Source organism: Kitasatospora sp. NPDC029312, from assembly GCF_055569215.1.
The window spans coordinates 158,839-185,298 of record NZ_JBVHXY010000009.1 but is presented as its reverse complement, the minus strand read 5'-3'; the positions used below and the strand labels follow the sequence as shown (position 1 = coordinate 185,298).

At 72.8% G+C, this 26,460-nt stretch carries 27 protein-coding genes; 12 read left to right on the top strand and 15 right to left on the bottom strand.

Going from position 1 to position 26,460, the window contains the following annotated elements:
* Positions 1-134: 134 nt before the first annotated feature.
* The 3 genes from ACZ4WV_RS10860 to ACZ4WV_RS10850 all read right to left on the bottom strand — a co-directional run bounded on the left by ACZ4WV_RS10860 (position 135) and on the right by ACZ4WV_RS10850 (position 3,425).
* Positions 135-815, bottom strand: a complete 681-nt coding sequence (locus ACZ4WV_RS10860) for an aggregation-promoting factor C-terminal-like domain-containing protein (protein ID WP_465745006.1) — start codon at positions 813-815, stop codon at positions 135-137.
* Between the two features lie 715 nt (positions 816-1,530).
* Positions 1,531-2,970: an amino acid permease gene (locus ACZ4WV_RS10855; RefSeq protein ID WP_465745004.1), complete on the bottom strand. Its 1,440-nt coding sequence runs from the start codon at positions 2,968-2,970 to the stop codon at positions 1,531-1,533.
* Between the two features lie 206 nt (positions 2,971-3,176).
* Complete coding sequence (locus tag ACZ4WV_RS10850; protein ID WP_465745002.1) at positions 3,177-3,425, bottom strand: hypothetical protein; 249 nt, start codon at positions 3,423-3,425, stop codon at positions 3,177-3,179.
* Positions 3,426-3,540: 115 nt separating this feature from the next.
* Here ACZ4WV_RS10850 and ku point away from each other — a divergent pair, with 115 nt between their 5' ends.
* On the top strand, positions 3,541-4,617 hold the full coding sequence (gene ku, locus ACZ4WV_RS10845) for a non-homologous end joining protein Ku (RefSeq protein WP_465745000.1): 1,077 nt from the start codon (positions 3,541-3,543) through the stop codon (positions 4,615-4,617).
* Positions 4,618-4,667: 50 nt separating this feature from the next.
* Positions 4,668-4,952, top strand: a complete 285-nt coding sequence (locus ACZ4WV_RS10840; protein WP_465744998.1) for a hypothetical protein — start codon at positions 4,668-4,670, stop codon at positions 4,950-4,952.
* Positions 4,953-4,995: 43 nt separating this feature from the next.
* Here the strand turns inward: ACZ4WV_RS10840 and ACZ4WV_RS10835 are convergent, their stop codons facing one another.
* A complete protein-coding gene (locus ACZ4WV_RS10835; protein WP_465744996.1) occupies positions 4,996-6,384 on the bottom strand; it encodes an NADP-dependent succinic semialdehyde dehydrogenase in 1,389 nt (462 codons plus the stop codon).
* A gap of 116 nt (positions 6,385-6,500) precedes the next feature.
* Complete coding sequence (locus ACZ4WV_RS10830; protein ID WP_350738253.1) at positions 6,501-6,782, bottom strand: DUF6158 family protein; 282 nt, start codon at positions 6,780-6,782, stop codon at positions 6,501-6,503.
* 158 nt (positions 6,783-6,940) lie between these two features.
* Between ACZ4WV_RS10830 and ACZ4WV_RS10825 the strand changes: the two genes are divergently transcribed.
* From ACZ4WV_RS10825 to ACZ4WV_RS10815, 3 genes are read left to right on the top strand one after another with little or no spacing between them, the layout of a single operon-like run.
* Positions 6,941-7,534, top strand: a complete 594-nt coding sequence (locus tag ACZ4WV_RS10825) for an ArsR/SmtB family transcription factor (protein ID WP_465744994.1) — start codon at positions 6,941-6,943, stop codon at positions 7,532-7,534.
* Positions 7,531-8,826, top strand: coding sequence for an MFS transporter (locus ACZ4WV_RS10820; RefSeq protein ID WP_465744992.1), 1,296 nt, complete (start codon positions 7,531-7,533; stop codon positions 8,824-8,826). The genes ACZ4WV_RS10825 and ACZ4WV_RS10820 overlap by 4 nt, the downstream gene beginning before the upstream one ends.
* A 50-nt stretch (positions 8,827-8,876) precedes the next feature.
* A complete protein-coding gene (locus ACZ4WV_RS10815) occupies positions 8,877-9,875 on the top strand; it encodes an adenosine deaminase (protein ID WP_465744990.1) in 999 nt (332 codons plus the stop codon).
* Between the two features lie 198 nt (positions 9,876-10,073).
* On the opposite strand, the gene ACZ4WV_RS10810 is transcribed toward ACZ4WV_RS10815, so the two are convergent.
* The 4 genes from ACZ4WV_RS10810 to ACZ4WV_RS10795 form a co-directional block, all read right to left on the bottom strand.
* Complete coding sequence (locus ACZ4WV_RS10810) at positions 10,074-10,691, bottom strand: vitamin K epoxide reductase family protein (protein WP_465744988.1); 618 nt, start codon at positions 10,689-10,691, stop codon at positions 10,074-10,076.
* On the bottom strand, positions 10,688-11,494 hold the full coding sequence (locus tag ACZ4WV_RS10805; protein ID WP_465744986.1) for a thioredoxin domain-containing protein: 807 nt from the start codon (positions 11,492-11,494) through the stop codon (positions 10,688-10,690). Before ACZ4WV_RS10805 ends, ACZ4WV_RS10810 begins: the two co-directional genes overlap by 4 nt.
* Before the next feature lie 97 nt (positions 11,495-11,591).
* Positions 11,592-12,251 (bottom strand): hypothetical protein, encoded by a 660-nt coding sequence (locus tag ACZ4WV_RS10800; RefSeq protein ID WP_465744984.1) that lies wholly within the window; start codon positions 12,249-12,251, stop codon positions 11,592-11,594.
* A gap of 98 nt (positions 12,252-12,349) precedes the next feature.
* Positions 12,350-12,814, bottom strand: coding sequence for an SRPBCC family protein (locus ACZ4WV_RS10795; RefSeq protein WP_465744982.1), 465 nt, complete (start codon positions 12,812-12,814; stop codon positions 12,350-12,352).
* A gap of 236 nt (positions 12,815-13,050) precedes the next feature.
* Here ACZ4WV_RS10795 and ACZ4WV_RS10790 point away from each other — a divergent pair, with 236 nt between their 5' ends.
* Positions 13,051-13,920 carry an Fpg/Nei family DNA glycosylase gene (locus ACZ4WV_RS10790; RefSeq protein ID WP_465744980.1) on the top strand — a complete coding sequence of 290 codons (870 nt, stop codon included), beginning with the start codon at positions 13,051-13,053 and terminating at the stop codon, positions 13,918-13,920.
* A gap of 123 nt (positions 13,921-14,043) precedes the next feature.
* On the opposite strand, the gene ACZ4WV_RS10785 is transcribed toward ACZ4WV_RS10790, so the two are convergent.
* Entirely contained in the window at positions 14,044-14,904 is an 861-nt protein-coding gene (locus ACZ4WV_RS10785; protein WP_465744978.1) for an SAM-dependent methyltransferase, read from the bottom strand.
* A gap of 223 nt (positions 14,905-15,127) precedes the next feature.
* Positions 15,128-15,439 carry a hypothetical protein gene (locus ACZ4WV_RS10780; RefSeq protein WP_465744976.1) on the bottom strand — a complete coding sequence of 104 codons (312 nt, stop codon included), beginning with the start codon at positions 15,437-15,439 and terminating at the stop codon, positions 15,128-15,130.
* Here ACZ4WV_RS10780 and ACZ4WV_RS10775 point away from each other — a divergent pair.
* The 5 genes from ACZ4WV_RS10775 to ACZ4WV_RS10755 all read left to right on the top strand — a co-directional run bounded on the left by ACZ4WV_RS10775 (position 15,432) and on the right by ACZ4WV_RS10755 (position 20,485).
* Positions 15,432-16,040 carry a polysaccharide deacetylase family protein gene (locus ACZ4WV_RS10775; protein ID WP_465744974.1) on the top strand — a complete coding sequence of 203 codons (609 nt, stop codon included), beginning with the start codon at positions 15,432-15,434 and terminating at the stop codon, positions 16,038-16,040. The two genes, ACZ4WV_RS10780 and ACZ4WV_RS10775, sit on opposite strands and share 8 nt — an antisense overlap.
* Before the next feature lie 182 nt (positions 16,041-16,222).
* Positions 16,223-16,549 (top strand): hypothetical protein, encoded by a 327-nt coding sequence (locus ACZ4WV_RS10770; protein WP_465744972.1) that lies wholly within the window; start codon positions 16,223-16,225, stop codon positions 16,547-16,549.
* Between the two features lie 144 nt (positions 16,550-16,693).
* A complete protein-coding gene (locus tag ACZ4WV_RS10765; RefSeq protein ID WP_465744970.1) occupies positions 16,694-17,776 on the top strand; it encodes a class I SAM-dependent methyltransferase in 1,083 nt (360 codons plus the stop codon).
* A gap of 164 nt (positions 17,777-17,940) precedes the next feature.
* Positions 17,941-18,813, top strand: coding sequence for a sulfurtransferase (locus ACZ4WV_RS10760; protein ID WP_465744968.1), 873 nt, complete (start codon positions 17,941-17,943; stop codon positions 18,811-18,813).
* A 142-nt stretch (positions 18,814-18,955) separates the two neighbouring features.
* Positions 18,956-20,485 (top strand): M1 family metallopeptidase, encoded by a 1,530-nt coding sequence (locus tag ACZ4WV_RS10755; RefSeq protein WP_465744966.1) that lies wholly within the window; start codon positions 18,956-18,958, stop codon positions 20,483-20,485.
* A gap of 103 nt (positions 20,486-20,588) precedes the next feature.
* On the opposite strand, the gene ACZ4WV_RS10750 is transcribed toward ACZ4WV_RS10755, so the two are convergent.
* Positions 20,589-21,383: an AAC(3) family N-acetyltransferase gene (locus ACZ4WV_RS10750; protein WP_465744964.1), complete on the bottom strand. Its 795-nt coding sequence runs from the start codon at positions 21,381-21,383 to the stop codon at positions 20,589-20,591.
* A 236-nt stretch (positions 21,384-21,619) separates the two neighbouring features.
* Between ACZ4WV_RS10750 and ACZ4WV_RS10745 the strand changes: the two genes are divergently transcribed.
* Positions 21,620-22,981, top strand: coding sequence for an MFS transporter (locus ACZ4WV_RS10745; protein WP_465744962.1), 1,362 nt, complete (start codon positions 21,620-21,622; stop codon positions 22,979-22,981).
* A 71-nt stretch (positions 22,982-23,052) separates the two neighbouring features.
* Here the strand turns inward: ACZ4WV_RS10745 and ACZ4WV_RS10740 are convergent, their stop codons facing one another.
* Genes ACZ4WV_RS10740 through ACZ4WV_RS10730 form a run of 3 tightly spaced genes read right to left on the bottom strand, consistent with a single transcriptional unit; the run spans position 23,053 to position 26,281 of the window.
* On the bottom strand, positions 23,053-24,321 hold the full coding sequence (locus tag ACZ4WV_RS10740) for an MFS transporter (protein ID WP_465744960.1): 1,269 nt from the start codon (positions 24,319-24,321) through the stop codon (positions 23,053-23,055).
* On the bottom strand, positions 24,318-25,289 hold the full coding sequence (locus ACZ4WV_RS10735; protein ID WP_465744958.1) for an LLM class flavin-dependent oxidoreductase: 972 nt from the start codon (positions 25,287-25,289) through the stop codon (positions 24,318-24,320). Before ACZ4WV_RS10735 ends, ACZ4WV_RS10740 begins: the two co-directional genes overlap by 4 nt.
* Positions 25,286-26,281, bottom strand: coding sequence for an FkbO/Hyg5 family chorismatase (locus ACZ4WV_RS10730; RefSeq protein WP_465744956.1), 996 nt, complete (start codon positions 26,279-26,281; stop codon positions 25,286-25,288). Before ACZ4WV_RS10730 ends, ACZ4WV_RS10735 begins: the two co-directional genes overlap by 4 nt.
* Positions 26,282-26,460 lie beyond the last annotated feature (179 nt).

The following is a 26,460-nucleotide window of genomic DNA, read 5'->3' as shown; positions in this document are numbered from 1 at the left end:
GCAGGGGAAGAAAGGCGGGAAAACTAGCCATCTGATCGGCCCTCCCTTTGCTGGACGCGCCCCCGAGGGACGGAAAGGGGGGGAGCCCAGCAAGGGGGGCCCCCCCCCCCCCCCCGGGGCCGAGCGGTGTCGGCCTAGTACCAGTGGTGGGCCTGCCAGAACGACCAGGCGCCGCACGGGCTGCCGTAGCGGGTGTTCATGTAGTTCAGGCCCCACTTGATCTGGGTGACCGGGTTGGTGCGCCAGTCGGCGCCGGCCGAGGCCATCTTCGAGCCGGGCAGGGCCTGGACCAGGCCGTAGGCGCCGGAGGAGGCGTTGACGGCCTGCGGGTTCCAGCTGCTCTCGTGCAAGACGATGTTGCTGAAGCACTGCAGCTGGCCGGCCGGCACGATCTGCGCGGCGATCTGCTGCGGGGTGCCGGAGAAGCTGTTGAGGTCCTGGCGCTGCTGGGAGCGGGAGGCCGCGGCGTCGGCCTGGGCCTTGGCGTCCGCCTGGGCCTTCGCCTCGGCTTCGGCCTGGGCCTGGGCCTGAGCGGCGGCCTGGGCCTGGGCCTGCGCCTGGGCGGCCGCGTCGGCCTCGGCCTTGGCCTGGGCGGCCTGGGCCTCCTGGGCGGCCCGCTGGGCAGCGGCAGCGGTGTCAGCCTGGGCCTGGTCGGTGACCGGCTTGCCGTCCACGCTGACGGCGGCCGCGGGGGCGGCCGCTTCCGCGGAGTTCCCGGCCTGCGGGATGGCGAGGGCGGCCGTGGCGGCGCTGGCGACCACGAGGGTCGCGACGCCGGTGATCAGGGAGTTGCGGCGGGCATGGCTGAGCTGCATGAAGCGGACAATCCTTTTCCGTCGGGGGCCGTTCTGGCGCCGTGCGGTGCGGTGGGCACCGGCTACGGGCATCGCGTGGGCTCCGGGTGAGCGGGGCCCGCGCGGCCGTCCGGAACGGCCGTGGCGCCCCGGCGGTGACGGCGGGGCGGGCGGGCTGCGCGGCGGACTGGGCCGGCCGGCGCTGCCTGGCGACGGACCATTCTTGGCAGGCCCGAGGACGGGTGGCAAAGGAGCTCGCTACTACGCCAGATAGTGGCTGCGGCGAGGGTGCAACCCGGTTCGACGGGCGATTCGGTGTGAATTGTCCGGTTCCGTCCACCCGGGGCTGGCGGGTGGGTGCCATCGAGTGCACGCGAGGGGGAGAGCGCCGGTGGCCTGCGTTCTTCAGGCCGGGCGGGCCGACGGCGGCGGCGGCCCCGGCTCGGCCCGGGCGGTCACGCGGCCGGACCGACCGGCTTGTCCACTATCCCGCGTCGTAGGTGCGAAACCCCCTGTGGGCGGGCTCACAGCCCGGCGGCCCCCGCGTCGACGCAGCGTGACCGCACGGTGGCGGCTCAGACCGGTCCCGCCGGCGGATCACGAGCGGCGGATCACGGCGGATCGCAGCGGGTCACTCCAGATCGGCCGGTGTCCCGGCGGTGGCGCGAGACGGCACCGGGCCCGGGAGCCTCCGCAACGGCTCCCGGGCCCGGCATCTCCGGCGCGGTGGTACGGGTCAGGAGCCCGCCGCCACCGCCGCCCGCCGCCGTCGGCCCACCACGGCCGAGGCGCCGAGCACGATCGCCGCCGCGACCAGCGACAGGTACATCTGCTTGCGGCCGTCGGCGTCGGTGAACATGTAGGCCACCACGAAGCCGATCATGCCGATGGCGAGCCAGGTCAGGTACGGGTACAGCCACATCCGGACGGTGTGCCGCTCGGGCATCTCCCGCTCGATGATCTTGCGCATCCGCAGCTGGGTGACGCAGATCACCAGCCAGACGAAGAGCGCGACCGCGCCGGAGGAGTTGAGCAGGAAGGCGAACACCGTGTCCGGCGAGGTGTAGTTGAAGAAGACGGCGACGAAGCCGAACACCACCGAGGCGAGGATGGCCGTCCGCGGCACACCGCGCTCGGTCACCTTCGCGAAGGCCTTGGGCGCGTCGCGGCGCTGGCCGAGCGAGAAGGCCATCCGGGAGGCCGTGTACATCCCGGAGTTGAGGCAGGAGAGCACGGCCGTGAGCACGATCACGTCCATCACCTGGCCGGCGCCCGGGATGCCGACGTGGTCGAGCACCGCCACGTACGGGCTGCTCTTGACGGCCGCGGAGTCCCAGGGCAGCAGGGTGACCACGAGCAGGATCGAGCCCAGGTAGAAGATCCCGATGCGCCAGATCACGCTGTTGGTGGCCTTGCTGACCGCCTTCTCCGGGTCCTCCGACTCGCCGGCGGCCAGGGTGACGATCTCGCTGCCCATGAAGGCGAAGACGACGGTGAGCATGCCGGTGAACACCGCGCCCACGCCGTGCGGCAGGAAGCCGCCGTGGCCGGTCAGATTGCCGGCGCCGACCGCGTGGGTGCCGGGCAGCAGGCCGAACGCGGCGAGCGTGCCGATCACCAGGAACGCGGCGATCGCAACGACCTTGATGCCGGCGAACCAGAACTCGAACTCACCGTAGGAGGAGACCGAGAACAGGTTGGTGGCGGTCAGCACCGCCATCACGATCAGCGCCCAGCCCCACTGCGGCACGCCGGGCACCCAGTTGTTGAGGATCTTGGCGCCGGCGGTCGCCTCGACGGCGAGCACGACGACCCAGAAGAACCAGTACAGCCAGCCGATGCTGAAGCCGGCCCAGCGGCCGAGCGCGCGGTCCGCGTACGCGGAGAAGGAGCCGCTCTGCGGGTCGGCCGCCGCCATCTCGCCGAGCATCCGCATCACCAGCACGACCAGCGCGCCGGCCAGCGCGTAGGAGAGCAGGATGCCCGGACCGGTGGAGGCGATGCCCGCGCCGGAGCCGACGAACAGACCGGCGCCGATCACGCCGCCGATCGCGATCATCGACAGGTGGCGGTTCTTGAGACCGGCCTTCAGGTGGCCGTCGCCGCCGTGGCCTATCGGGCCCGGCTCGTGGGGGGTCGAGTCGGCCGTCGCCGGCTTGGTGGTGTTCGCACTCATCTAGGGGTGCCCTGTGCCTTTCCAGCGCGGCGACCCTCGGCTCGTCGCGCAGAGGGTGGGGGGACAGACCCGCGCAATGCGGTGAAACGTAACTTCTACGCCCGGGTATCGGAACAAGTCTTTGATAACTGTTCGCTTACCGAACGCAAAAGGCCAGGTCACGGCAGGTGAACTGGGGTCAGGGGAAGCTCAGATCTGACGCATTGTCACCCCTCGGGAGGCTGGATCTCGCGCAGGGCGAGCACGACGACCGCCGGTTGCCCCCGCTGCCGCCCCTGGGGGCGGCCGGTGAGGCGGGCGGCCAGGATGCGCGGGATGTCGCTCTCCTGCGAGTACCCGGGCGTCACGGTGACCACGTCCTGGCGCACCCGGTCGTCCCCGAGCGCGGTGTACGTCACCCGGTACGTCGTGCGCTCCGGTGGCGGGGCGGGACTGGTCCGGCGCGTGGCGGTCATCCGCATCCACCTCCTCGCCCCATTGTTGGCGCGGTGTGGCCGATCTACGCAAACCAGAGCAAAGTAGGACTCTCGGGGCAATCCAGACGCCGCTCGGCCTTTCAGGAGCGACCCCATGCAGACCACCTGGAAGGGAACGATCAGCTTCGGGCTGGTCAGCATCCCCGTCCACCTGTACTCCGCGACCCAGGAGCACGACGTCCCGCTGCGCCAGGTGCACGCCAAGGACGGCGCCCGGGTGCGGATGAAGCGGTACTGCGAACGGGAGGAGAAGGAAGTCCCGTACGCCGAGATCGCCAAGGGCTACGAGTCGCCCGACGGCCGCACCGTCACGCTCAGCGACGCGGACCTCGCCGACCTGCCGCTGCCCAGCAAGAAGGTCATCGACGTGCTGGCCTTCGTGGACGAGGGCGAGATCGACCCGCTGATGTTCTCCAAGGCCTACTACGTGGGCGTCGCCGACAAGGCGGCCGCCAAGCCCTATGCCCTGCTGCGCGACGCGCTGGTGGAGTCCGGGCAGATCGCGGTCACCAAGATCGCGCTGCGCACCCGGGAGTCGCCGGCCGTGCTGCGGGTCCACGACGGCACGCTGGTGCTGCAGACCTGCATCTGGCCCGACGAGGTCCGCCCGGCCACCGGGATCGCGCCTGAGGAGGACGTCACCGTCCGGCCGCAGGAGCTCAAGATGGCGCGGTCGCTGATGGACACCCTCTCCGAGGACTTCGACCTGTCCCAGCTGCACGACGACTACCAGCAGGCGCTCCAGCAGGTGATCACCGCCCGGCTGGAGGGCGTCGAGGTCCCGCACGAGGAGGAGCCCGGCGCGGCGCCGGACAACGTCATCGACCTGATGGAGGCACTGCGCAGCAGCCTCCGGCAGGCCAAGGGCGGGCGGGCGCCGACGGCGGAACCGGCCGCGGCGCCGGCGGAGGAGGCGGAGGAGGACGCGGAGGAGGACGCGGAGGAACCGGCGCGGAAACCGGCACCCCGCAAGCGCGCCCCGGCGAAGAAGACCGCCGAGGCCGCCGAGCGGACCACCGCGGCGAAGAAGACCACCGCCCGCAAGTCCACGACGTCAGCGAAGTCCGCGACGTCGGCGAAGCCCGTGAAGTCCGTGCAGTCCACGAAGTCCGCCGAGTCCGCGAAATCCAGCAGGGCCGCGAAGTCCGCGGCACCGCGCAAGGCCTCCTGACCCCCCGGGGCCAGGCTCTCCCCTCCCTTCCCGCATTGGAGGCGATCCCGATGGACCTGCTCACCTACAAGGAACTCGACACCGGCCCCGACGCCCCGAAGAACCCGAGCCGGGGCCAGCGTGCGTGGCACTGGCTGCTCAGCCTCAGTCCCACCGTCGTGACCTTCATGATCGCGCTCTCGATCGGCCTGTGCATGATCGCCGTCCAGGTGGACCTGCTGGCGCTCCTGGTGCTGATGGCGATCTTCTGGGGCCTGACGTTCATCGCGATGGTCGGTGTGGTGGCCCGTTGGATGACGCCCGGCCGGGGCAGGCACCGGATGGCCTCCTCCTGACCCGGCCGCACGGCGCCCCGCGAGCCGGGGCGCCCGGCAGAGCTCAGCCGATCCACACCGTGGTGACGTTGCAGAACTCCCGGATGCCGTGCCCGGACAGCTCCCGGCCGAAGCCCGAGCGCTTGACGCCGCCGAAGGGCAGCGCCGGGTGGGAGGCCGTCATGCCGTTGAAGAACACCCCGCCGGCCTGGATGTCGCGCACGAAGCGCTCCTGCTCGGCCGGATCGGTCGTCCAGACGTTGGAGCTGAGTCCGAACGGGGTGTCGTTGGCGACGGCCAGCGCCTCGTCCAGGTCGGCGACCCGGTAGACGGTGGCGACCGGGCCGAAGGTCTCCTCCTGGTGGATCCGCATCGCCGGGGTGATGCCGGTCAGCACGGTCGGCTCGTAGAAGTAGCCGGTGTCCCAGCCCATCGGGCGGTCGCCGCCGCACTCGACCCGGGCGCCGTGGGTGCGGGCGTCCTCGACCAGTTCCTCCAGGTCGTCCCGGCCCTGGCGGCTGGCCAGCGGGCCGACATCGGTGTTCTCGTCCATCGGGTCGCCGACCCGCAGGGAGCGCATCGCCTCGGTGAAGGCCCTGGTGAAGCGGTCGTAGACGTCGGCGTGCACGATGAAGCGCTTGGCGGCGATGCAGGACTGGCCGTTGTTCTGCACCCGGGCCTTGACGGCGGTGGCCACCGCCGCCTCCAGGTCGGCGCTGGGCATGACCACGTACGGGTCGCTGCCGCCCAGTTCCAGCACCGCCTTCTTCACCTCGTCCGCGGCGGTGGCGGCGACCGAGCGCCCGGCCGGCTCGCTGCCGGTGAGGGTGACGGCCGCGACCCGGCGGTCCCGGATCACGTCCTCGACGGCGTCCGAGCCGATCAGCAGCGTCTGGAAGCAGCCCTCGGGGAAGCCGGCCCGCCGGAACAGCTCCTCGAGCGCGAGCGCCGTCCGCGGCACGTTCGAGGCGTGCTTGAGCAGGCCCACGTTGCCCGCCATCAGGGCCGGCGCGGCGAAGCGGATCACCTGCCAGAACGGGAAGTTCCACGGCATCACCGCGAGGACCGGGCCCATCGGACGGTAGCGGACGTACGCGCGGGCGGCCCCGGAGTCGGTCACGTCGGCCGGGGCCGGGTGCTCGTCGGCGAGCAGCCCCTCGGCGTTGTCGGCGTACCAGCGCATCGCCTTGGCGCACTTGGCGGCCTCGGCCCGGGCGGCGGTGAGCGGCTTGCCCATCTCCTCCGTCATGGTCCGCGCGATGGCCTCCTGGTCCTGGTCCAGCAGGTCGGCCGCCCGGCGCAGCAGTTCGGCCCGGGTGGCGAAGGAGGTCTCGCGGTAGCTCTGGAAGGCGGCCTCGGCGCGGGCCAGCCGGCGTTCGATCCCGGCGGCGTCGAGCGGTTCGAAGGTCTGGAGGGTCTCGCCGGTCGCGGGGTTGACGCTGGCGATGGGCATGCGGGGCTCCCTGGGGGGTCCGGTCCGGTGCGGCTGTTCTCACACCCTCCCCGACGGCCCGGCCCCGGGCACGCCTCCGCGCCCGGCGTGTCCCCGCCGGGCGCGGTCACGCGGCCTCACTCGGGCAGCGACTCCACCCGGGCCGCCGCTTCCCGGGCCCGGGCCCCGGCCCTGGTCCGCCCGGCCGTCACCTGCCGATCGGGGAAGCGGTGCAGGTACTCGGCCTCCAGCTGGCCGGTGCGCAGGGTGTGGCGCTTGAGCGCCTCCTCCGAGCCGTACAGGAACGTCTCGTGGCGCGTGCGGTGCAGCTGCTCCAGCTCGTGGAGCAGGGTGTCGTTGCCCAGGGCGTGCGGGGAGACGCCCTCGGGCCGGATGTGCGGGTCGTCGGCGTGCCGCATCTCGTACCTCCTCGACGGAAGCCCCCTCTTACCGGTTGCCCGCTGCCGAGGCCGGTACACGCGTTCGTACCGAGGGCGGGCGGGGTTTGAAGGGGCGGTGTGCAAGAGCCCTTGTAAAAGAGCTGTCGTACAAGAGATCTTGTGGATAGTCTGCGGCCATGGACGACACGACCGACGATGCGCGCGGCACCCGGAGGATCTCCGACTCCCGGGTGCTCGCCGCCCTGACCCACCCGCTGCGCCGCCGCCTGCTCGACCTGCTGAAGGTCGACGGCCCCGCCACCGTCGGGCAGCTCGCCGAACGCACCGGGCAGGCGGTCGGCAACGTCAGCCACCACCTCAAGGTGCTGGCGGAGAGCGGGCTGATCGCGGAGGCGCCCGAACGCGCCCGGGACCGCCGCGAGCGGTGGTGGCGGCTGGCCGACCGCGAACTCAGCTGGACCAGGGCCGACTTCGACGGCGATCCGGTCGCCGAGGCCGTCGCGGACGCGGCCGGGTCGATCCTGCTGGAACGCCAGGTCGAGCTGGTCCGCGAGTGGCATGCCCGGCGCGGCGGCTACGGGCCCGACTGGCAGGACGGCTGCTCGGTGGCCACCCAGGCCTGGCTGCGGCTCACCCCGGAGGAGGCCAGGGAGCTGGCCGCGGACCTGCACGCGGTGATCCAGCGGTGGGCCGACCGGCCGGTGCCCGAGGACGAGCGCGAGCGCGGGACGGTCCTCGCCTTCGCCCACAGCGTCCCGGCGCGGCCGTGACTGCCACCGTCGCCCCGCCGTCCGAAAGCCCCGAACTCCGCTCGCGCTGGGGCCTGTTCGCGCAGCGCGACTTCCGGCTGCTGTGGGCCGGCCAGACCGTCAGCCGACTGGGCAGCAGCGTCACCACCGTCGCACTGCCGCTGGTCGCGGTGCTCACCCTCGACGCCGGGCCGCTCGCCACCGGGCTGCTGACCAGTGCCGTCTGGCTGCCGTGGGTGCTGTTCGGCCTGCCTGCCGGCGTGTGGGTCGGCCGGGCGCCCCGACGGACCGTGATGACCGCCTGCAACCTCGGCTCCGCCGCGCTGTTCGCGAGCGTGCCGGTCGCGGCCTGGTCCGGCGTGCTCACCCTGGCGCACCTGCTGGCCGTGGCCTTCCTGAGCGGGCTGTCGTCGGTGCTCTTCGACGCGGCCGACCAGGCGTACCTGCCCGAGTTGGTGGCACCCGAGGACCTGATCGAGGGCAACGCCAAGCTGGCAGGCAGCGGCTCGGCGGCCGAGGTCGCCGGGCGCGGGCTGGCCGGCCTGACCGTCCAACTGCTGGGCGCGGCGGCCGGGTTGCTCGTCGACGCGGTGAGCTTCCTGATCGCGGCCGGCACCTTGCTGCGGATCCGCTCCCGGCCGGAGCCGGTGGTCCGCGAGCAGGCCGGCATGCTCGGCCAGGTCCGGGAGGGCCTGGCCTTCCTGCTGGGGGACCCGTACCTGCGCGCCTTCCTGTCCTTCGGCGCCGCCGCGAACTTCGCACTCATGGGCTACCAGTCGATCCTGGTGCTGTTCCTGGTCCGGGAGGCCGGGTTCGCCCCCGGCTGGGTCGGCGCCCTGGCCTCCGCCGCCGCGGTCGGCGGCGTGCTCGGCGCGCTGGCGGCCCGCCCGCTGTGCCGCCGGCTGGGGACGGCGCGCGGGGTACGGATCGTCCTGCTCTCCGTTCTGCCGCTCGGGCTGTTGATGCCGCTGGCCGGGCCGGGCCTCCGGACGGCGCTGTACCTCGTCGGGTCGCTCGCCGTCGTCGCGGCGGTGGTGCTGTGCAACGTCGTGTTCGGCAGCTTCCGGCAGTCCTACACCCCGCCCGAGCTGCGCACCCGGGTGGCGGCCGGATCGATGTTCGCCCTGCACGCCACCATCCCGTTCGCCGCGCTCATCGGCGGCGCACTGGGCGCCGCGATCGGACTCCGGGCCACGATGTGGGTGATGACCGGGCTGCTCGTGCTCGCCGGCGCGCTCCCGCTGTTCTCGCCGCTGCGGACCCTCCGGGACCTGCCCGCGGCACCTCCGCAGATCGGGAAGATCGTAGGATGAATTCTTTCGCACCTTTCGGGTCCGCCCCTCTACCACCGGACAGATCGCTGATGCCGCTTCCCAAGGCCGAACTCCACCTGCACATCGAAGGCACCCTGGAGCCCGAACTCGCCTTCGCCCTCGCCGAGCGCAACGCCGTCCGGCTCCCCTACGCCGACACCGACGAACTGCGGCAGGCGTACTCCTTCAGCGACCTGCAGTCCTTCCTGGACCTCTACTACGCGCTGATGGCCGTGCTGCGCACCGAGCAGGACTTCGCGGACCTCGCCGACGCCTACCTGGCCCGCGCCGCCGAGCAGGGCGTGCGGCACGCAGAGATCTTCTTCGACCCGCAGGCCCACACCGCCCGCGGGGTGCCGCTCGGTGTGGTCGTGGACGGGCTGACCCGCGCGCTCTCGCGCAGCGAGGAGCGGTACGGCATCAGCACCCAGCTGATCATGTGCTTCCTGCGCGACGAGTCCGCCGAGTCCGCGCTGGAGACCTTCGAGGCCGCCCGCCCGTACTTCGACCGGATCTCGGGCATCGGGCTGGACTCCGCGGAGGTCGGCAACCCGCCGGCGAAGTTCCGCGAGGTCTACCGCCGCGCCGCCGAGGCCGGCCTGCGGCGCGTCGCCCACGCGGGCGAGGAGGGCCCGGCCTCGTACATCACCGAGGCGCTGGACGTCCTCGGGGTGGAGCGGATCGACCACGGCCTGCGCTGCCTGGAGGACGGCGAACTCGTCGCCCGGCTGGTCCGCGAGCAGGTCCCGCTCACCCTCTGCCCGCTCTCCAACGTCCGCCTGCGCTGCGTCGACACCCTCGCCGACCACCCGCTGCGCGAGATGCTCGACGCCGGTCTGCTGGTCACCGTCAACTCCGACGACCCGGCCTACTTCGGCGGTTACGTCGAGGACAACTTCCGCGCCGTCCACCAGGCCCTCGCCCTCGACCAGGAGACCCTCCGCCGCCTGGCCGCCAACTCCTTCCGCGCCTCCTTCCTGGACGACCGCCGCCGCGCCGAACTCCTCGCCGAGGTCGAGCGGTTCACCTTCGCGCCGGCCGAGGACTGACCGACCCCCGGACGGCCCCGCGCCGCGGCCGGCGCGAGGTCGCCACCGGGACCGGCGGTGAGCGCGGCGATCGACGCGGGGGTGACCTCGCGGGCGACGGTGGTGTTCCAGTCGGCGTGGTCGAGGGTGCGGGAGAACACCGTCTTCGGCATCGCGCGCCGGATGCCGGCGAACTCCGCGACCGGCGGCGGGCGGCGATCAGATCAGAGTGCTCCAGTAGTACCAGAACCGGTTGAGGATCAGCAGCGCGATCACCGCGTACCCCAGGACCGGGACGACCCAGTGGTAGCGCGCGGCCTCCCGCACCACCACCCGGGCCCTCGGGCCCACCGGGATCACGCCGCTGCGCAGGTTGTGCAGGGTGGTGTACCAGAACAGCGGGATCACCGCCGCCCACACCACCATGCAGTACGGGCAGAGCGCGCCGATCCGGTACAGCGCCTGGTACATCAACCAGGTGACGAAGCCGATCCCGAAGACCGTCCCCGCCTGCATGCCGAGCCAGAACCACCGCCGGTACGCCGCCCCGGCGAGCAGCCCGGCGCCCACCGCCACGACCACCCCGAAGGCGACCAGGCCGATCAGCGAGTTGGGGAAGCCGAAGGCCTCCGCCTGGTCGCTGCGCATGATCGAGCCGCAGCTGATGATCGGATTGATGTTGCAGTTGGGGACGTAGGACGGATCCCGCAGCAGCCGGATCTTGTCCAGGGTGAGGACCGCCGAGGCGAACAGGCCGACCGCGCCGGCGATCACCAGCAGCCAGGCGACCGGCCGGCTCGCGCCGTGGGCCCGCCCGGCGAGGACGGCGGCCGTCACCCGGTCACCTGCTTGACCATCGCGGTGAACTGCTCGGGGGAGACGGCCTTGCCGTTGGTGAGGACGTCCAGCTTCCGGCCGTCCAGCTTGACGGTCGGGGTGCCCGTCACGTCGCTCTTGTCGAACTCCTCGTCGACCTTGGCCGCCCACGGCGCGTAGGTGCCGTCCTGGACGGCCTTGACGAAGGCGTCGGTCTTCAGCCCCGGCACCCGGCCGGCCAGGTCGAGCAGGTGGTTGACGTCGCTGAAGGCGTCGCTGCGCTCGTCCGGCTGGTTGGCGTACAGCACGTCGTGGAACGCCTTGAACTTGTCCACGCCCTCGTTCAGCGCGGCGCCGGCCGCGGCCAGCGCGGTGCGCGAGCCCTTGCCGCCGAGGTTGTCGTCCAGGAACGTCGCCAGGTGGTACTCGATCTTGTACGTGCCGTCGTCGGCGAGCTGCTGCACGGCCTTGCCGGTGGTGGTCTCCAGCTGCTCACAGAACGGGCAGCGGAAGTCCTCGTAGATCTCCAGGGTGTGCGGGGCGTCGGGCTTGCCGTAGGTGACCACGGTGCCGCCGGTGCCGGTCGCGTTGGCCGGCACGACCAGCGGGCCGCTCGCCGCGGCGCCGGAGGAGGAGCCGGAGGAGCCGCCGACGGCGAGGGCCACTCCCGCCGCGAGGGCGAGCACGGCGGCGGAGGCGGCGCCCACCACCACGCGGCGGCGGATGCGGCCGGAGCGCTCGGCCTCGGCGCGGGCGGTGTGCAGGCGCTCGGTGGCGGTGGTCTTCTGGTCGGTCTTCCGGTCGGTCTTGCGGGTGCTGCTCATGGGGTGTCGTCCTGTGCTCTCTGGGCTGCGGAAGGGCGGGCGCGACCCGGGCTGGGGTCTGCGCGCGGAAGAGAGGCGGCAGGCTGAGCGAGGAGGTTCAGGCAGCCGGGACGAACACCGGCGGACCACGCCGGACGGCCGGGCGGACGACCACGTCCTGGGCCGGGACCAGCGCGCGGCTCGCCCGGGGGAACGGCATCCGCGCCACCGGACGGGCCGGGACGGGTGCGGTGAGCAGCCGCAGCCAGCGGGCGGCGGCCGGGAGGTGACGCTGCAGGAACTCGCCCAGCATCCGGACGGCCCGCGCCAGACCGGCCAGCGCGGCGTCCGTACGGCGCAGCCAGAAGGCGCCGGCCAGCGCGATCACCGTGTGCAGCAGCAGGAGCAGCAGCACGCCGGTCTGCTCGGAGACGCCGTGGCCGAGCAGGAACCCGCCGAGCGAGCCGCCGCCGCACAGCAGCGGCCGGAAGCCGTGGGCCGCGTCGGGCGGCAGGGACGGACAGGTGCTCTGCGCGACGTCGAACAGCGCGCTGACACCGAGCTCCAGCGGCAGGAACACCGCCGCGATCGCCGGGTAGCCGCGCTCACGGCCGGCCGGCGCGAAGGCGAGGGCGAAGACCGCGACGGATGCCAGACCCATGGTGCCGACCGGCAGCGCGCGGCCAGTGACCACCACCTGGCCGAGCCCGGCGAGCAGCACGACCAGCGCGGCGAAGACCGCCGCGCGGAGCGTCCTGGTGACCGGGCCGATGTCCATGGCACCCGAGTCTGCCACAGGCGGACAGCGGAACGGCCGGCCGGGCGGCGGGCTGTGAAGAGCCTCACCACCCCTGCTGAGCTGGGCTTATGCGCTTCTTACGGACCGTCGTGCGGGTGCTCCCCGGCGGCGCTCACCCGAGCCTCCACCAGCTGCCGGAAGTGCTCCAGGTCCTCGCGCACCGCCCGCTCGATCGCCCCGGCCTGGGCGAAGCCGCGCGGCCCGCCGAACTCCCGGTGCACCGCCTCCGGGTCGTACTCGACCCGGATCTGCAGCCGGGTGTGCCGGGCGTCCAACGGCAGCAGCGCGAAGGCGCCGCGCAGCTGGGTGGAGTTCAGCGTCCGCCAGGCCATCACCCGACCCCGGCCGCGGTCGGTGATCTCGGTGTCGATCGAACGTTCCGCCCCACCGACCCGCACCCCGAGGTGGGCGAGGTTCCGGCCGTGCGGGTGGGCACTGCGGACCCCCTCGACGAACTGCGGGTACTCGTGCACCCGATGCAACTGCTCCCAGGCTGCGAGGACGGGGGCGTCGATGTCGATCTGCTCCTCAAGGGTGCTCATGCCCCACCTCGCCGAGCCCGCCGGTCGCCTCGCACGACCCGCGCTCCGACCGACGCTCGTCCCCCGACGAACCGCTCGCTGCGCTCGCTCATGTCAGCGCCTCCTCGCGTCCCAGCCTGCTCTTCGGGCCGGGCCGAGGCAAAGGGGGCCGGTGAGAGGGGTGGCCGGCGGTGATGGTGGACGGGCTCGTACGGCGAGAGCGCGCGGCGCGGGCAGGTCTGGGGGAGACTGGGCGCATGCCGGAGCTGCCCGAGGTGGAGGCGTTGAGCGCCTTCCTGTCCGAGCGGCTGACCGGGCGGGTGATCGCCCGGGTGCAGCCGGTGGCGATCAGCGCGCTGAAGACGTACGACCCACCGGTGACGGCCCTGGAGGGGCGGACGGTCGGGCCGGTGACGCGGCGCGGCAAGTTCCTGGACATCGAGGCCGACGGGCTGCACCTGGTGGTGCACCTCGCCCGGGCGGGCTGGCTGCGCTGGAAGGACGGCCTGCCCGCCGTGCCGCCGAGGCCGAGCCCGAAGAGCCCGCTCGCCCTGCGGGTGAGCCTGGAGGGCGAGGCCGCGGACGGCTTCGACCTCACCGAGGCGGGGACGAAGAAGGGCCTGGCGGTCTACGTGGTGGCGGACCCCGCCGAGGTGCCCGGTGTGGCCAGGCTCGGCCCCGACCCGCTGGACCCGGGCTTCACGCTGGACGCCTTCGCCGCCCTGATGCGGGGCGACCGGCGCCGGCTCAAGGGGGTGCTGCGGGACCAGAGCGTGCTGGCCGGCGTGGGCAACGCCTACTCGGACGAGGTGCTGCACGCGGCGCGGATGTCGCCGTACAAGCTGGCGGCGAGCCTGACGGAGGAGGAGACGGCGCGGCTGTACGAGGCGCTCGGCAGCACGCTGCGCGACGCGGTGGAGCGCTCGCACGGGCTGGCGGCGGGGGACGTGAAGGCGGAGAAGAAGCTCGGACTGCGGGTGCACGGCCGGACCGGCCAGCCCTGCCCGGTCTGCGGGGACACCGTGCGGGAGGTGTCCTTCGCGGACTCCTCGCTGCAGTACTGCCCGACCTGCCAGACCGGGGGCAAGCCGCTGGCGGACCGGCGGCTGTCGCGGCTGCTGAAGTGACATCTCCGGCCGGGCGGCGCCGGGGCCCGGCGGCTCCGGGACGGCGGCGCAGGCCCGGCAGGGCTCGGCGGGACCGGTCCTGAGGACCGGCCCGCCGGAGGTCGGACCAGCGCTTGACTCGGTTCAGCGCTTGATGGCGACGCCGCCCCAGTAGTACGCGGCCTTCGGGTCGGCCGGCGGCTCGCCGTCCGGGCGCCAGGCCAGGACCGGGGCGACGCCCGGCTCGACCAGTTCCCATCCGTCGAAGAAGCGGAGCACGTCGTCGTAGGTGCGCGGCACCAGGGTCATCCCGCCGGCCCGGGCGGCCTCGGCGACCTTGCCGACCGCTTCCGGGTCGAAGTCCTGGGTGGGGGTGGTGAGGGCGAGGCAGCTGCCGGCGGGCAGGGCGTCGCGCAGCGCGGCGACCCGGCCCCACGGGTCGTCCTCGTCGGCGATCAGCATCAGTACGGCGATCATCAGCAGGCCGACCGGCTGGGTGAGGTCCAGGGTGGAGGTGAGCGCCGGGTCGGCGAACAGTTCCTCGGGCTTGCGCAGGTCGGCGTGGATGTAGGTGGTGCGGCTGGCCGGGCTGGAGACCATCAGGGCGCGGGCGTGGGCGAGCACGATCGGGTCGTTGTCGACGTAGACCACCCGGGTGCCGGGGCTGACCGCCTCGGCGATCTCGTGGGTGTTCGGCGAGGTGGGGATGCCGGTGCCGAGGTCGAGGAACTGGCGGATGCCGTGTTCCCGGGCCAGGTGGCGGACGGCCCGGCCCTGGAAGGCGCGGTTGGCCTTGGCCATCTCCTTGACGCTCGGGACGGCTTCCTCGATCGCCTGCCCCATGGCGCGGTCCGGCGGGAAGTTGGTCTTGCCGCCCAGCCAGTAGTCGTACACGCGCGCCGAGTGCGGTGTGGTGGTGTCGACGCCGAAACGTTCCCACTGGCTCAGCTCGACGGCGTCCTCGCCCTGGGGGCCCTGCTGGGAAAAGTCCTGACTTGTCGTCATGGCCACGTCCTCTGATGGCAGATCATCACACTGGGGAAGGCACAGCGTAGCGGTGCCGACCGAAGGCTCGGACGCCCGGTCGGACCGGCGTGCGGAGCTGCCGGGTGCGGGCGCTCACGGTGGGTCGCCCTTGGGCCGTCGGAGTGGTGATCGGGGCCGTCGGAGTTGCCCTGGGAGAGCGGCGGTGACCGGCGGGGGAAGCATCCAGAATGCTGTCAGATCGTCAGATTGATTCTTCGTTGTCGTCCCGGATCACCTCGCGCAGGTTGCTGCTGGTCGCCGCCGGAATGTCCTTGCTGGGCGCGGCCACCGGTTGCCGGAGTCCTTGGAGTGACGGCGGCGCCGAGTCCTCGGCGGCCGGTGCGGCGACGGGCGGGGCCGGGGCCCCGGTCCCCACCGCCGAGCCGGCCGGATCGGTGTCACCCTCGGCGACGGCCGGCTCCTCCGCGCCGCCCGCTGCTTCCGGCTCCCCCTCCGCCCCCGCTTCCGCCTCGGCGGCCGCGCCGAGCGTGCAGCCCGTCCGCCGGGTGCTCACCGACGCGGAGAGCAAGCCGGTGTACGAGCTGGACGCGGCCCGGCGGGTGGTGGCCCTCACCATCGACGACGGTCCTGACCCGCGGCACACGCCGACGGTGCTGGCGCTGCTCCAGCAGTACGGGATCCGGGCGACCTTCTTCCTGATCGGCGAGAACGCCGTGGAATACCCGGCCCTGGTGCGGGAGATCGCCGACCACGGCCACCACATCGCCAACCACACCTGGACCCATCCGGACCTGCGCAGCCTGTCCGACGGCAAGGTCCGGGACGAGCTGGAGCGCACCTCCGACCTCTTGCAGCGGACCACCGGTCGCCAGCCCACCTGGTTCCGCGCGCCGGGCGGCGACTGGTCGCCGTCGTCGCTCAAGGTGGCCGCCGACCTCGGGATGCGGAACATGGGCTGGTCGGTGGACCCGCGGGACTGGGCCCGCCCGGGCACCTCGGTGATCACCGACCGGATCCTCAAGGACGTCCGGCCCGGAGCCATCGTGCTCAACCACGACGGCGGCGGGGACCGCTCGCAGACGGTGGCGGCGCTGAAGGCGTACCTCCCGGTGCTGATCGACTCGGGCTACTACTTCACGGCACCGCCGAACTGAGATGCGAGGGTCGGACACCGGATGGCGGCCGGCATCGGTAGGTGGGATGAGTAGCGGCTTTGCCGTTTAAACCACTCGAACGAGTGGATTGGGAGAACCGTTTCTGCGGATTTTCGGCCCCTAGGGTGATCTCGCACCAATTCATCAGGTACCGCCGGGTACCACCTGAAAGGCCCTCACCCATGCGTCTCCGCAATGCCGTGCTCTCCGCCGCCAGCGCCGTCGCCCTCGTCCTCGCCGTCCCGCTGTCCGCCAACGCGGCCGCCGGTGAGTTCCGTTACAAGGTCGGGCCGGGCGTTCCGGCCGGGATCGCCGACCCGGCGGGCGGCAAGTGCATCGACCTGGTCGGGGCCACCGACCGCGACCCGGCCTTCGCGCCGGAGAACTTCACCACCTCCACCGCGACGGTGTTCCTCGACTTCGACTGCGCGGGTGACGTCTTCTACGTGATGAACCCCGGGAAGCGGCTCGGCGACCGCCTGAAGCTCCGCTCGGTGATCTTCTCCTAAGGCCTGACCCCTCTTCGACCAGCCGGACGGGGGCGACGCCGGGCGGTCCGGCGGCGGCCGGGAACCGTCCGGCTGCCCGCCCCGGCGGCGGGCGCGTAGCGTGACGGGTAGGGGGTCACCTGTCCCGGCTACGGAGGAGGAGTGATGTCCGTACGGGAACTGGATGAGGTGAGGCAGGAGGAGTTCGGCGGACGGGTGGTGGAAGTCCTGAACGACGCCTGCCTGGGACTCCTGACCAGCATCGGCCACCAGACCGGGCTCTTCGACCTGATGGCCGGGCTCGCGCCGTCGACCAGCGAGGAGATCGCCCGCGCCGCCGGATTGAACGAGCGCTACGTGCGCGAGTGGCTGGGCGGGATGGTCGTCGGCGGGTTCGTCGAGTACGACCCGGAGGAGTGCACCTACGCGCTGCCGCCCGAGCACGCGGCGTCACTGACCAGGGCGGCCGGGCCCGACAACCTGGCGGGCATGATGCCGCTCCTCGGGATGATGGGCGAGGTCGAGCAGGAACTCATCGGCCACTTCCGCACCGGCGGCGGCATGCCGTACTCGGCGTACCCGCGCTTCCAGCGGCTGCAGGCCGAGGAGACCGCCCGGGTGTACGACCTGGCGCTGGTCGACGCGATCGTGCCGCTGGTGCCGGGGCTGACCGAGCGGCTGCGCGCCGGGATCGACGTGCTGGACGTCGGCACCGGGCAGGGCCACGCCGTCACCGTGCTCGCCAAGGCCTTCCCGGCGAGCCGGTTCACCGGAATCGACATCTCCGCCGAGGGCATCGCCGCCGCCCGTGCCTCGGCCGCCGGACTCGGCCTCGGCAACGCCACCTTCGAGGTCGCCGACTCGGCGGAACTCACCGGCGCGTACGACCTGATCACCGCCTTCGACGTGATCCACGACCTGGCCCACCCGACCCGCACGCTGGCCGCGATCGCGGCGGCGCTGCACCCCGCCGGCGTCTTCCTGATGGGCGATGTCGCCGCCAGCAGCAGGCTGGAGGAGAACGTCGACCACCCGCTGGCGACCGCGCTGTACGCCTTCTCGACCTTCTACTGCATGACGGTCTCGCTCGGCGAGGGCGGGGAGGGGCTCGGGACGGTCTGGGGCGAGCAGACGGCCCGGCGGATGTTGGCGGAGGCCGGCTTCGGCTCGGTGGAGGCCGAACGCGTCGAGGGGGACGTGCTCAACCTCTACTACGTGGCACGGCTGGACGGCGCGGCGAGCGGCTGACGGCCCTCGCCCCGGCGGCGGTGGCGGCCGCGGTGGCCGCGCTCGGGCGGTCGGCGTAGCTTCGGAACTGTCCGGCCCGGCCGCCGGCGCCCCGCCGTGCCCGCGCGGCTCGACCGCCCCGCGGTCGGGCGCCGCAGCCTGGGCAGAGCGAAGGAGGGCCTGGGATGACCGGCAACGGTTACGCACACCCCGAGGCGCTGGTCCGCACCGAGTGGCTGGCCCACCACCTGGACGACGGAACGGTCCGGGTCGTCGAGGTGGACGAGGACACCGCCGCCTACGACCGGGACCACATTCCCGGCGCCGTCGGCTGGAACTGGACCACCGACCTGCACAGCCGGGTCGGCCGCGACTACGTCGACCGCGAGGGCGTCCAGCACCTGCTGCGGGCCGCCGGGGTGGAGGACGACACCACCGTCGTGCTGTACGGCGGCAACAACAACTGGTTCGCCGCGTACGCCTACTGGCTGCTGCGGCTGCGCGGTTTCGGGCCGGTGAAGCTGCTCGACGGCGGACGCAAGAAGTGGGAGCTGGAGGGGCGGGAGCTCACCCGCGAGGTGATGGACTACCAGCACACCGCCTACCGGCTGACCGGGCCGGAACGGCCCGAGCTGCGGGCGCTGCGCGACGAGGTGCTGACCAAGGCCGAGGTGTTCGCCAAGCCCGGCGCGGACGCGGTGCTGGTGGACGTCCGCTCGCCGGCGGAGTTCCGGGGCGAGCTGATCGCGCCGCCGCACCTGCCGCAGGAGCAGGCCCAGGTGCCGGGGCACATTCCGGGCGCCGTCAACGTGCCCTGGTCACAGGCGGCCAACGACGACGGGTCGTTCCGCTCGGCGGAGGAGCTGCGCGAGCTCTACGGGGCCAAGGGCGTGGGACCGGAGCGCGAGGTGATCGCCTACTGCCGGATCGGCGAGCGGTCCGCGCACACCTGGTTCGCGCTCACCGAGCTGCTGGGGTACCCGCACGTCAAGAACTACGACGGCTCGTGGACGGAGTACGGCTCGCTGGTCCGGGCGCCGGTGGTGCTCGGGGCCTGACGCTCGGTACCGGGGCCTGGCGCCGGGCGGATCATTTCGGCCGGTTTCTTTTCATGAACATCTCATGATCGGGGAGTGGTCCGGGGTTCACCGGGACAAGGATCGATCCGACCCATCGTTCCGGTGATCCTGGAGGACCACGTTGCGCAAGAGGCTGATCGTCTCCGCTGCCGGTGCCCTGAGCCTGCTCCTGGCCGTCCCCGCCTCGGCGTCCGACTTCCAACCCGGCGCGGCCGGGGTCGGCGACTCCTACTACCCGACCTACGGCAACGGCGGATACCGCGTCTCGCACTATGACATCCGGCTGAAGTACCAGCCCGCCACCGACGAACTGGAGGGCACCACCACCCTCCTCGCCACCGCCACCCAGGACCTCTCCCGGTTCAACCTCGACTTCGCGCTGAACGTCTCCGAGGTCCGGGTCAACGGGCGGCCCGCGGCCTTCGCCACCAGCGGCGAGCAGGAACTGCAGATCACCCCGGCGCGGCCGCTGGCCAAGGGCAGCCAGGCCACCGTGGTGGTGCGCTACAAGGGCGTGCCGTCCACCGTGAAGAAGTACGGCTTCACCGCCTGGCTGCGCACCCCGGACGGCGCGGTCGCGGCGGGCGAGCCCGAGTCGGCCTGGTGGTGGTTCCCGAGCAACGACCACCCGAGCGACAAGGCCACCTTCGACGTCTCGGTGCAGGTGCCGGACGGCAACCAGGTGATCAGCAACGGCATCCTGACCGGTACCAGCTCGCAGGCCGGCTGGACCCGCTACAGCTGGCGCGAGAACAAGCCCCAGGCGACCTATCTGGCCACCCTCGCGGTCGGCAGGTTCGACATCAGCACGGACACCACGCCGAGCGGGCTGCCGGTCTACAACGCGTACAGCAAGGACCTCGGCGACAACGCCGACGCGGCCCGGGCCAGCGTCGAGCGCACCGGTGAACTGGTGGACTGGCTGAGCGGCATCTTCGGCGACTACCCGTTCAGCTCGGTCGGCGGCTACGTCCCGAACGTCCCGACCGGGTTCGCCCTGGAGACCCAGACCCGGGTCTTCTACAGCCCCCGGCAGTTCGCCAAGGGCGCCAACACCTCGGTGGTCGTCCACGAGCTGGCCCACCAGTGGTACGGCGACAGCGTCTCGCTCTCCCGCTGGAGCGACATCTGGCTGAACGAGGGCTTCGCCCGCTACGCGCAGTTCCTCTGGTCCGAGCACGAGAACGAGGGCACCGCACAGGAGTTGGCCGACTACGTCTACGCCTCGCACCCGGCCGACGACCCGTTCTGGAGCGTCAAGCCGGGCGACCCGGGCCCGGACGACCAGTTCGCCGGTGCCGTCTACGACCGGGGGGCGGTGGCCATCCAGGCGCTGCGCAACGCCGTCGGGGACGAGAAGTTCTTCCGGATCCTCAAGGGCTGGCCCACCGAGCGCCGCTACGGCAACGCGACGATCCCGGAGTTCCAGGCGTACGCCGAGAAGGTCTCCGGGCAGAAGCTCGGCGACCTCTTCCGCACCTGGCTGTTCACCGCCGCCAAGCCGGCCGTCGGGCCGGTGCCGGCGGGCACCCCGGCTGCGGCCGCGCTGGCGCCGGGCGCGGCGGACCGGCGCGACGGGCAGCCGCCGGCGGAGCCGAAGTCGTGGAAGAAGATCCAGGAGACCAACGCGGTGCACGACGCGAAGCACTGACGCCCCGGCGTGACATGAGGTGACGGGCAGGGCCTGGCGGTTCTTCGCGCTCCGGCACGGGAACAGGAACCGCCGGGCCGCGCTTCCCGGGGCCGTCCGCTGCTCAGACCCGCCCGAGCAGTTCGGTGAGGCGGCGGACGGCGAAGGGTATGAGGTCGCGGACCGGCAGCAGCCGGCAGGCCGCGTTGCCGACCGGCACCGCGCGGATGCCGGCCCGCTCCTCGAACTCCCGCCCCACCGCCGGGAAGTGGGTGTCGTTGTCGTCCCCGACGTCGGGTGCCTCGATCCACACCCGCTCGCCCTGGATCGCCATCGGGAAGCGCCGCAGCTTGAGTCGGCGGTTGGGCGCGAAGGTCTCGGCGTAGTGCAGGAAGGTGTTGCGGTTGTGCCCGACGCCGATCAGCAGCACGTGCCCGCCGAGGTCGTGCAGCGCGCCGAAGGGCGACTCCCGGCCGACGGCGAAGCCGAGCGAGCGGCGGGCGGTGACCTCCCGGGCGTGCGCGCCGACGGCGGCGACCGAGACCTGCGGGTGGGTGCTGCGGTGGCTCTCCGGCAGGGTGCGCAGCGCCTCGGCCACCGCGCCCATGCGGGAGGGCAGGTCGGAGTGGAACAGCGGGACGGCGGCCCGGAGTTCGGCGAGCTCGGGGGTGGGCGGCCCGGCGTGGCCGGGCGCCGGGTCGCCCACCGTGTCGGTGGTGAAGGTGGGCACCGCGACGGTGCCTCCCGGCCCGACCGCCTCGCGCAGACTGGCCACCACGGCCTGCGCGCCGCCCTCGACCCGGCCGAGGCTGGAGAGCGAGGAGTGCACGATCAGCGACATGCCCTCGCGCACGCCGACCCGGCGCCAGCCGGCCAGGAGTTCGGCGGTGGTGAGCGGGCTGGTGCCCGGTGCGGTCATGGTGTGCCCCCCGGTGAGAATGCGGTCGTTCGGGAGCGACCGTAGCCGACGGCACTGACAGTCGGTAGGGCGTTGTCGGTGCGGGTGACGGTGCGTGGGAGTGGAGGTGCCGACGGGGAGCGTGGGGCCCGCCGTCCGCCGGACGCCGTACCCCGGATCACGGGGTTCCGCAGGTCTCTCGATATGAAGTATCTTGATGTCGAGATTAATCCTGATCGCGGAACGGGGGACCTCGCATGCGGGGAGACGGACTGTTGGCACAACTGCGGCGGCCGCCGGGAGGGCGGGACGCGCGGACCATGCTGCTGGCCGAGGGCGTGGACCGGACCGGCAGCGGGGTCTGGGCGGCCGCGTCGGTGCTGTACTTCACCTATGTGTGCGGGATGGACGCGGGCCGGCTCGGCCTGCTGCTCGGGGTGGGCGCGGCGGCGGGGATCGCCGGGTCGCCGCTGGCCGGCCGGGCCGCCGAGCGGCTGCCCGTACGGGGGTTGCTGATCGGGTGCCACCTGCTCCGGGTCGGGACGATGGGCCTGTTGCTGGTGGTCGACCACTTCGCCGCGCTGCTGGTGGCCGTCGCCCTGACCTGTCTGGCCGAGCGCGGCGCCAAGACCCTGGAGATGCTTTTCGCCACCCGGGTCGCGGGCGAGCGGCGGGGCACGTACCAGGCGCTGTTCCGCAGCGTGGCCAACGCCGGGTACGCGGTCGGGGCGGGCGTCGCGGCGATCGGCCTCGCGGTGGGGACGACGACCGCCTACCGTGCGCTGATCGTGGCCAACGCCCTCTCGTTCGTGCTGGCCGCCGCGTTGATCCGGCGCACCGGGGAGCCGGCGGGCCGCGGGCTGGTGGTGGCAGCCCAGCCCGCGGAGCCGACCGGCGCGCCCCCGGGCGGTGAGTCCCGGGTCGGCGCGCCCTCGGGCGGTGCGTCGTCGGTCGGTGGGTCCCCGGCGGGGGAGCCACCGACCGTGCCGAGCCCCTGGCGGGACCGCGGCTATCTGCTGTTCGTCCTGCTCGACCTGCCGATGTGCCTGGACGACTCGGTCCTCAACGTCGGCCTTCCGCTGTGGCTCATCCACCACACCGACGCGCCGCACGCCCTCGTTCCGGTCTTCCTGACCCTCAACACCGTGCTGGTGGTGCTGCTGCAACTGCGCGTCTCCGCCTGGGCCGAGCGTCCGTGCGGGGCGACCACGGCGGTGGGGTGGTACGGGGCGATGATGCTCGCGACCTGTCTGCTGATCGCGCTCTCGACCGGCGGCGGCCCCTGGACCGCCTCGATCGTCCTGCTGGCCGCCGCGGCCGTGGTCACCCTGGCGGAGCTGATGCGGTCGGTGAGTTCGTGGGAGCTGGCGGTCAGCCTGGCGCCGCCGCGCGCCCGGGCCTCGTACCTGGGGGTGGCGGGGATGTCCCAGTCGGTGCAGAAGTCGGTGGGGCCGATGCTGCTGACCGGCGCGGTGATGGTCGCCGGACCGGTCGGCTGGCTGGCGCTCGGCGCCGTGTCCACCGGCCTCAGCGCACTCCAGCGCCGGGCGAGTTCGCGACGGCTGGCGGAGCTCGCGGGCCCGGCGGCGCCGGATCAGGTCGCCGTGGCGGTGGGCTGATCCGGCCCGGGACCGGACGCGCGACATCCGGCCGCCGCGCGAGCCGGCCCCGTCGGACCGGTCGGTGCTGGTCATCTCCTCGACGGGGAAGGGCGGTCGGACGGGAGCCGGGGCGAGTCGGAGCCGGTGGCGGACGCGGCGGGCGCCGGTGTCCGCACCCGGGCCGAGTTGACCAGGAGCGAACCCGCGAACGCCGCGGCGCCGGTGAGGGCCGCGAACACGGTGGACGAGGTGGCGATCCCGGCGGCGTCGCTCAGGTACCCGGTGAGGATCGGGAGGATGCCGGCGAACAGGTAACCGCCCGCGCTGAGCGCCGCGTTGGCCTCGGCGAGGCGGCCGGGGGCGACCTCGGTCCCGAGGCGGGAGAAGCCGCCGTACTGGCCCATGCCCTGTCCGGTGCCGGCGAGGACCGCCGCCAGGGTCAGCAGGGCGAGGGAGTGGGTGCGGACGGCGGCGGCGGTGCCGAGCATGGCGATCCCGGTGATGACGCCGGCGGCGGTGAGGATCCGTCGGAGCGGCAGCTTCTTGACCAGGAACTGGACTCCGGTGGACGCCCCGAACATCAGGAAGCCGATCCCGCCGGTGACCAGCCGGTTGCCGGTGTGCAGCAGGGAGCCGAGCAGGATCGGCCCCAGGGCGAGCAGGAGGGACGTCCCCGTCATGCCGGGGATGTACGCCATGAGGCTGGTGGCCAGGCCCCGGCGGTTGACCCGGGGGACCGACGGCAGCCGCAGCCACCCCCCGGCGGGCGCCTCCCGGGGGACCGGCGCGGGCGGCAGGTGGACGGCCCGGACGACCGCCAGGGCGGTCAGCAGCAGGACGGCTTCGAGGACGAACACCGTCACGGTGGGAGCCGCCCAGTACTGCGAGACGCTGCCGCCGAGCAGGGGCCCGGTCGCCAGGCCGGTGCCGATCGCCACCGACCCGGCGAGGACCGCCTGCGGGCGCCGTTCGGGCCCCCCGACGTGGGCGACCGCCGCCGTGCCCGCCGAGAGCGCCGCGCCGACCGCCACACCGGTGAGCAGTCGCGCGACGATCAGGCTCAGGACGTGGGTGGCCGTCATGAACAGCACGCAGGAGACGAGGCCGGCGGCCAGCGCCGGGACCAGCACGCGACGGGTGCCGTACCGGTCGGCCAGGGCGCCGGTGAACGGCAGCGCGAGGAGCAGGCCCCCGATGTAGGCGGCGAAGATGACCGTCGCGGTGCCGGTGGAGAAGCCGATGCGTTCCTGCCAGACGCCGAGCAGCGGGGTGGGGATGTTGGACAGCATGAACACCGCGGTGATCGGCCAGGCCGCCGCCCACACCGCCCATGCCGGTGCCTGCGGTTCGCGGTTCACAGGCTGCGGAGGATCGGCAGCAGTTCCTGCGCGGTCCGCTGGACGGCGGTGCGGTAGCCGGCCTCCGTGAGTTCGTCGGTGGGCAGGCGCAGGATCAGGTGGCGGGCGCCCTTGTCGACGTACTGGTGCAGCCAGTCGGCGACCTCCTGCGGGGTGCCGCCGAAGATCCCCTGGGTGGTGCGCATGGTGGTGAGGGGAAGGCCGTAGTACGCGCGGAAGTAGGACCAGAGGGTGTCCTCGGCCTGCCGGCGGTCGCGGTTGACCGCGACGGAGAGGTAGACGGCGCCGGTGACGGCGTCGGCGGGGCGGCCCGCCTCCCGGCGCGCGGCGTCGACCTGCTCCCAGCCCTCGCCGTACTTCTCCGGGGTGGTGGAGGTGGGCATCCAGCCGTCGAAGCGCTCGCCCGCGCGCCGCAGCATCTTGGGCCCTGAGTGGGCGATCCACAGCGGGGGGCCCTGCGGCTGTTGAGGCAGGGGCAGCAGGGCCGCGTCCTGGAGCCGGTAGTGCCGTCCTTCGTACGAGACGGGCTCGCCGCGGGCGGCCCACAGGGCCTGGCAGATCTCGACCGTCTCCCGCATCCGTCCGAAGCGGGTGGTGAAGTCCAGCCCGTAGTTGGCGAATTCGCGTTCCGTCGCGGGGGAGGCGAAGCCGGAGCCGATGCCGGCGACGAGGCGGCCGCCGGAGATCCGGTCGAGGCAGGCGAGTTCGTGCGCCAGGTGGACGGGCGGGCGCAGCGGCATGAGGACGGCGGTGCCCAGCTGGACCCGTTCGGTGGCGGTGGCGGCCGCGGCGAGGGCGAGCAGCGGGTTCATCCGGGAGCGGGCGAGGGGTGATTCGCCGGCCCAGACGGAGTCGAAGCCCGACTCCTCGGCCAGGGCGGCGACGGAGGCGAGGTTGGCGGGGTAGGGGCCCTCGTCGATGACGCACTCGCGACCGGGGAGGACGACGCCCACCTTGAGGTCGGTCACAGGTCCCACCCCTGCGCGGGGACGAGGCCCTCGATCTCGACGAGGAGGTCGTCGCGGCAGACCGCGACATTGAGGTACTTCACCTCGACACCGAGGCCGAGCTTCTCCTCGCAGACCGCGCGCACCGCCGGGATGTCGGCCTCGTGCCGCACATACGCCTTGATCATCCGCAGGTCCTTCAGTTCGTGGCCCGCGTCGACGCCCTGGGCGGCGAGGTTCTCGCGGGAGATGAGGTGGGCGATGTTGTCGAGGGTCTCCCGGGTCTGCGCCCGGACGTCCCCGCGGTGGACGGTCTCGTGGCCGAGGATGGACGCGGTGCCGGAGACGTAGAGGGTGTCGTCCAGCAGGGTGGCCCGGGCGAAGCTCGGCGGCTTGGGGCCGTACTGGTCGGGGTAGTGGTAGGCGGACGTCTGCCGGCTGTTCTCTAGGTGGCGGGGCACTCCTCTTCTCGTCGCCAGGAGGAAGAAGGCGATGCCGCGCCCCTGGGTGCCGATGCCGGTCGCGGCGGGGAGCTGGGCGGTGGTGTTCCCCATGTAGGTGTGGAACGCCTGGGCGCGTCCCTGGACGAAGTCCTGGTAGACCTCCATGCCCTCGGCGTTGGTGCCGATGATGTCGCCGACGAAGTTCCACATCCGGAAGATGTGGCTGTAGTCGAGGTGGTTGACGAGCGCGAAGGCCTTCTCGTACAGGTCGCGCACGGGGGGCGTGTAGACGTCCTGTTCCGGCAGGAGCCCGGCGACGAAGAGGTGCCGGCCGTCGTGGGCATAGGCGTTGTCCCCGCGCAGGACCCAGCGCGGCCGGTCGTCCACGGTCCAGACCTCGCGGAAGGCGTCGCCGCCGGTGACGGCCATCGGGATGGACAGGTCGGGGTGGCCGTGCTGGATGCGGGCGAGGCCGGCGGTGGCTCCGTAAGTGACGGTGGCCAGGACGTGGCGCTCCCGCCCCGGGTCGGGTGACTGATCGATCGGGGCGAAGTGGGCGCGGATGCTCATGTCAGCGGCGTCCTTCGATGCGGTGGGCGGGGTGCCGTGGTCGGCGGAGGGGATGGAGCACGAGCCGGCACGGTCGAAGCCGTGGGTCGCCTGCGTCTTGTGGGTGGTGTTTCCATCAAAGAGATTGCTTGTACGTGCAAGCAGCGTGAGCCCGTAAATCTTCGGAAAAGCAAACTTTG

Excerpts from the sequence above, each read along its gene's own strand:
- ACZ4WV_RS10860 (WP_465745006.1), bottom strand. The coding sequence starts at position 815 with ATGCAGCTCAGCCATGCCCGCCGCAACTCCCTGATCACCGGCGTCGCG.
- ACZ4WV_RS10855 (WP_465745004.1), bottom strand. The coding sequence starts at position 2,970 with ATGAGTGCGAACACCACCAAGCCGGCGACGGCCGACTCGACCCCCCAC.
- ACZ4WV_RS10850 (WP_465745002.1), bottom strand. The coding sequence starts at position 3,425 with ATGACCGCCACGCGCCGGACCAGTCCCGCCCCGCCACCGGAGCGCACG.
- ku (WP_465745000.1), top strand. The coding sequence starts at position 3,541 with ATGCAGACCACCTGGAAGGGAACGATCAGCTTCGGGCTGGTCAGCATC.
- ACZ4WV_RS10840 (WP_465744998.1), top strand. The coding sequence starts at position 4,668 with ATGGACCTGCTCACCTACAAGGAACTCGACACCGGCCCCGACGCCCCG.
- ACZ4WV_RS10835 (WP_465744996.1), bottom strand. The coding sequence starts at position 6,384 with ATGCCCATCGCCAGCGTCAACCCCGCGACCGGCGAGACCCTCCAGACC.
- ACZ4WV_RS10830 (WP_350738253.1), bottom strand. The coding sequence starts at position 6,782 with ATGCGGCACGCCGACGACCCGCACATCCGGCCCGAGGGCGTCTCCCCG.
- ACZ4WV_RS10825 (WP_465744994.1), top strand. The coding sequence starts at position 6,941 with ATGGACGACACGACCGACGATGCGCGCGGCACCCGGAGGATCTCCGAC.
- ACZ4WV_RS10815 (WP_465744990.1), top strand. The coding sequence starts at position 8,877 with ATGCCGCTTCCCAAGGCCGAACTCCACCTGCACATCGAAGGCACCCTG.
- ACZ4WV_RS10805 (WP_465744986.1), bottom strand. The coding sequence starts at position 11,494 with ATGAGCAGCACCCGCAAGACCGACCGGAAGACCGACCAGAAGACCACC.
- ACZ4WV_RS10800 (WP_465744984.1), bottom strand. The coding sequence starts at position 12,251 with ATGGACATCGGCCCGGTCACCAGGACGCTCCGCGCGGCGGTCTTCGCC.
- ACZ4WV_RS10795 (WP_465744982.1), bottom strand. The coding sequence starts at position 12,814 with ATGAGCACCCTTGAGGAGCAGATCGACATCGACGCCCCCGTCCTCGCA.
- ACZ4WV_RS10790 (WP_465744980.1), top strand. The coding sequence starts at position 13,051 with ATGCCGGAGCTGCCCGAGGTGGAGGCGTTGAGCGCCTTCCTGTCCGAG.
- ACZ4WV_RS10785 (WP_465744978.1), bottom strand. The coding sequence starts at position 14,904 with ATGACGACAAGTCAGGACTTTTCCCAGCAGGGCCCCCAGGGCGAGGAC.
- ACZ4WV_RS10770 (WP_465744972.1), top strand. The coding sequence starts at position 16,223 with ATGCGTCTCCGCAATGCCGTGCTCTCCGCCGCCAGCGCCGTCGCCCTC.
- ACZ4WV_RS10765 (WP_465744970.1), top strand. The coding sequence starts at position 16,694 with ATGTCCGTACGGGAACTGGATGAGGTGAGGCAGGAGGAGTTCGGCGGA.
- ACZ4WV_RS10760 (WP_465744968.1), top strand. The coding sequence starts at position 17,941 with ATGACCGGCAACGGTTACGCACACCCCGAGGCGCTGGTCCGCACCGAG.
- ACZ4WV_RS10750 (WP_465744964.1), bottom strand. The coding sequence starts at position 21,383 with ATGACCGCACCGGGCACCAGCCCGCTCACCACCGCCGAACTCCTGGCC.
- ACZ4WV_RS10745 (WP_465744962.1), top strand. The coding sequence starts at position 21,620 with ATGCGGGGAGACGGACTGTTGGCACAACTGCGGCGGCCGCCGGGAGGG.
- ACZ4WV_RS10730 (WP_465744956.1), bottom strand. The coding sequence starts at position 26,281 with ATGAGCATCCGCGCCCACTTCGCCCCGATCGATCAGTCACCCGACCCG.